The organism is Patulibacter medicamentivorans, from assembly GCF_000240225.1.
GTDB classification, from domain to species: Bacteria; Actinomycetota; Thermoleophilia; order Solirubrobacterales; family Solirubrobacteraceae; genus Patulibacter; species Patulibacter medicamentivorans.
Map to the genome: position 1 here is coordinate 1 of NZ_AGUD01000337.1, position 1618 is coordinate 1618.

The 1618-nt window shown below is 77.1% G+C and carries 2 protein-coding genes; one reads left to right on the forward strand and one right to left on the reverse strand.

Translation table 11 applies throughout. The features are described 5' to 3' along the window. The coding region (locus PAI11_RS23495; protein WP_040601541.1) for a carbohydrate kinase family protein at nucleotides 1-683 on the reverse strand (683 nt) is incomplete at its 3' end. Between the two features lie 66 nt (nucleotides 684-749). Between PAI11_RS23495 and PAI11_RS25165 the strand changes: the two genes are divergently transcribed. Further along, the gene (locus PAI11_RS25165) at nucleotides 750-1562 is read left to right on the forward strand and encodes an alpha/beta fold hydrolase (RefSeq protein ID WP_007579563.1); all 813 of its coding nucleotides are present in this window, start codon (nucleotides 750-752) and stop codon (nucleotides 1560-1562) included. The last annotated feature ends 56 nt before the right edge of the window (nucleotides 1563-1618 follow it).

Below are 1618 nucleotides of genomic sequence, written 5' to 3' on the forward strand. Positions count from 1 at the left end.
CCGACGACGGCGATCGCGGCTCCGCGGTCGAGCAGCACCGCGGCCGCCGCGGCCGGGTCCTCCTCGGCGGTCACGCGACCGGCGTCGCGCGGCCGGACGATCACCAGCGCCGCGCCGGGGACCAGCGTCGCCGCGGCCGCCCGGGCGCCGTCGCGGGCGACGAACCGCTCGGGGCCGACGTCGAGGTCGACCACGACCGGGCGCTCCAGCTCGCGGGCGCGCCGCAGCGCGGCCTCCGCGACCTGCCGCTCGCGGGAGTCGGGCGGCAGCGACCAGGTGGTCGCCGACAGGAACAGCCCGTCGCAGGCGTCGACCGCCTCGGCGATCCGCGGCCGGACGGCGTCCATCACCAGGTCCAGGGACTGGCCGTAGAGGTCGGCGTGGGCCTCGCCCGCAGAGTCGACCGTGCGGAAGGCGACCGGGGTCCGCTCGCCCGCGACCTGGCGGAACCAGGTCAGGTCGACCCCCTCGTCCTCCAGCCGGGTGCGCAGCCAGGCGCCCCAGTCGTCGTCGCCGACACCGCCGGCGAGCGCGATCCGCGCCCCGCGGCGCGCGGCGTGGACGGCGGCGCCGGCGACGGTCCCGCCGAAGCGCGGAGCGAAGGACGGGGCTTCCGTGAGCCGGTCGACGGGCTGCTCGCAGACCAGGTCGACCAGCGCCTCGCCGAGCATCAGGGTGGTCACGTCCGGGAGGGTAGTCATCCCGGCCGCGACCCACGAGGGCGAGCGTGCTTGACGTAGTGTCAGCGCATGCCCGGGATCGCGCAGCGGACGACGACGATCAGCGGTCGCCGGATCGCCTGGCGCGAGGCGACGCCGCCCGCCGGCGCTCGCCCGACGCTCTACGTCCACGGCGTCCCGACCAGCGGCGCCGACTGGATCCCGTTCCTGCGCCGGACCGGCGGGATCGCGCCCGACCAGCCGGGATTCGGCGGCTCCGACGCGCTCCCCGAGCGCGGCATGCACGCCCAGGCCGACGCGCTCGGCGCGCTGCTCGACGTGCTCGACCCGGGCCCGGTCAACCTGGTCGTCCACGACTGGGGCGCGATCGGCCTGCTGTGGGCCCTGCGCGACCCGCAGCGGATCGCGCGGCTGGTGGTGATGAACGCCGTCCCGCTGACCGCCGGCTACCGCTGGCACCCGATGGCCCGGCTGTGGCGCCGCCGGCTGGTCGGCGAGGCGATGATGGCGCTACCCGGTCCGGCGACGGCCTGGCTCGCCCGCCACCGGACGCCGCTGACCCGCAGCCCCGTGCCCGCCGAGCTGTCGGGCGAGATCGCCAACGGCTTCGCGCGCCACACCGGCCGCACCGTGCTCGGGATCTACCGCTCGGCGGACCCGGACCGGCTGGCCGAGGCCGGTCGCGGCCTCGACGCCTTCGCCGGTCGCGCGCTGGTCGTCTGGGGGACCGACGACGGCTACATCCCGACGCGGTTCGCCGACGCGTTCGCGACCGCGATCGGCGGAGCGACCCCGGTCGTGCGGATCGACGCCGGCCACTGGCCGTGGACCGAGCGCCCGGAGACGATCGACGTCGTCGCGCGGTTCCTGCTGGAGGGCTGACCGCGCCACCCGTCGCGGGTGGATGCCTGGTGTTCGTGGACCGAGGAGGTCGTCGC